2 protein-coding genes and 1 pseudogene are annotated in these 1149 nt (G+C 34.2%); 2 read left to right on the forward strand and 1 reads right to left on the reverse strand.

What is annotated here, in order from left to right; genetic code table 11:
- The first annotated feature begins 159 nt into the window (after positions 1–159).
- Together ACFINZ_RS09800 and ACFINZ_RS09805 are read left to right on the forward strand one after the other, a co-directional pair.
- Entirely contained in the window at positions 160–459 is a 300-nt protein-coding gene (locus ACFINZ_RS09800) for a BrnT family toxin (protein WP_375612484.1), read from the forward strand.
- The gene (locus tag ACFINZ_RS09805; protein ID WP_273756873.1) at positions 437–742 is read left to right on the forward strand and encodes a BrnA antitoxin family protein; all 306 of its coding nucleotides are present in this window, start codon (positions 437–439) and stop codon (positions 740–742) included. Before ACFINZ_RS09800 ends, ACFINZ_RS09805 begins: the two co-directional genes overlap by 23 nt.
- Before the next feature lie 125 nt (positions 743–867).
- Here ACFINZ_RS09805 and ACFINZ_RS09810 read toward each other — a convergent pair.
- Positions 868–1149: pseudogene (locus tag ACFINZ_RS09810) on the reverse strand (hypothetical protein); the annotation flags it as partial.

Consider the following 1149-nt stretch of genomic DNA (forward strand, 5'->3'; position numbering starts at 1 on the left):
AAAAAATCTTAGCATAATTTGCATATTTATGCAATTATTTCAAAAGGATATTGTTGTTTTTTAACATATAAAATTATATTTAATATGCAAAAAAACATAAATAGTTCAGTGTTCATTTAAAACTCTTGAAATACATACATAAATGTATTAACATAAGATATGAAAATAAGATTTGAATGGGATGAAGCTAAAGCGAAAAGTAATCTTAGAAAGCACCGTGTCAGTTTTGAAATTGCTGCTCGTGTTTTTGCAGACCCGTTCGCCATGGTTAAACAAGACCGTATTGAAAACGGAGAATATCGTTGGCAAACTTTGGGTCTTGTGGATGGTTTTTTACTGCTGCTCGTGGCGCATACTGTCCATGATGATAAAGATGGTATAGAAGTAATCCGTATTATTTCAGCGCGGCGAGCTAACTCGAAAGAAAGGAAACGTTATGAAGAAGAAAGTTCTTTATGAAATTGATGTAGGTAACTTATCACCTTTGACAGATAAACAGAGAGTTGAAGTTGATAAGCTGGCTGCAATGCCGGACAGTGCAATTGATCATAGTGATATTCCGTCACTCAATGATGCATTTTGGAAAAACGCCGTTCGCAATCCATTCTATAAACCAACCAAAACTGTCACAACAGTACGTGTGGATTCAGACGTTCTAGCGTGGCTTAAAAGTCAAGGGAAAGGATATCAAACACGGATTAACGCAATTTTACGTGACGCCATGCTTCGTTCAATGCGTTGATCTCTTTCCTGCTACAAAGAGTATCAAACTGCTTTCGATAGTTTTTTATCTCCTTGTTGATCTCATCTATGAACGTTGAGAAGAAACAACGTAATCTGAACAGTTTTATAAAATCGGAAATTTTACTATAGCTTTTTAACTGAGCACTGTAGTGTGTAAATAGATATATTTATTAACTGCGTGTACGTAACATAAGGAAAAATACACAGACTAAAAAAGAATACCAAAGAGCAATATCTGAGTACCAAAGTACATTATCCAATGAAAAAGAAAGCTTGTACTCCACGTACTTAGAAATGAAAGGTAAAGAAACAGTTTCCTTATAACTATTTGGGAAAATTAAAACGACAAGTGCTAAACTTATTAGCTTTAAAAGTCTGTGCATATACTGTTGTAAATCACGTGTT

The sequence above is a fragment of the Bartonella sp. AA81SXKL genome (genome assembly GCF_042196945.1).
Taxonomy (GTDB): domain Bacteria; phylum Pseudomonadota; class Alphaproteobacteria; order Rhizobiales; family Rhizobiaceae; genus Bartonella.

Excerpts from the sequence above, each read along its gene's own strand:
- ACFINZ_RS09805 (WP_273756873.1), top strand. The coding sequence starts at position 437 with ATGAAGAAGAAAGTTCTTTATGAAATTGATGTAGGTAACTTATCACCT.
- ACFINZ_RS09800 (WP_375612484.1), top strand. The coding sequence starts at position 160 with ATGAAAATAAGATTTGAATGGGATGAAGCTAAAGCGAAAAGTAATCTT.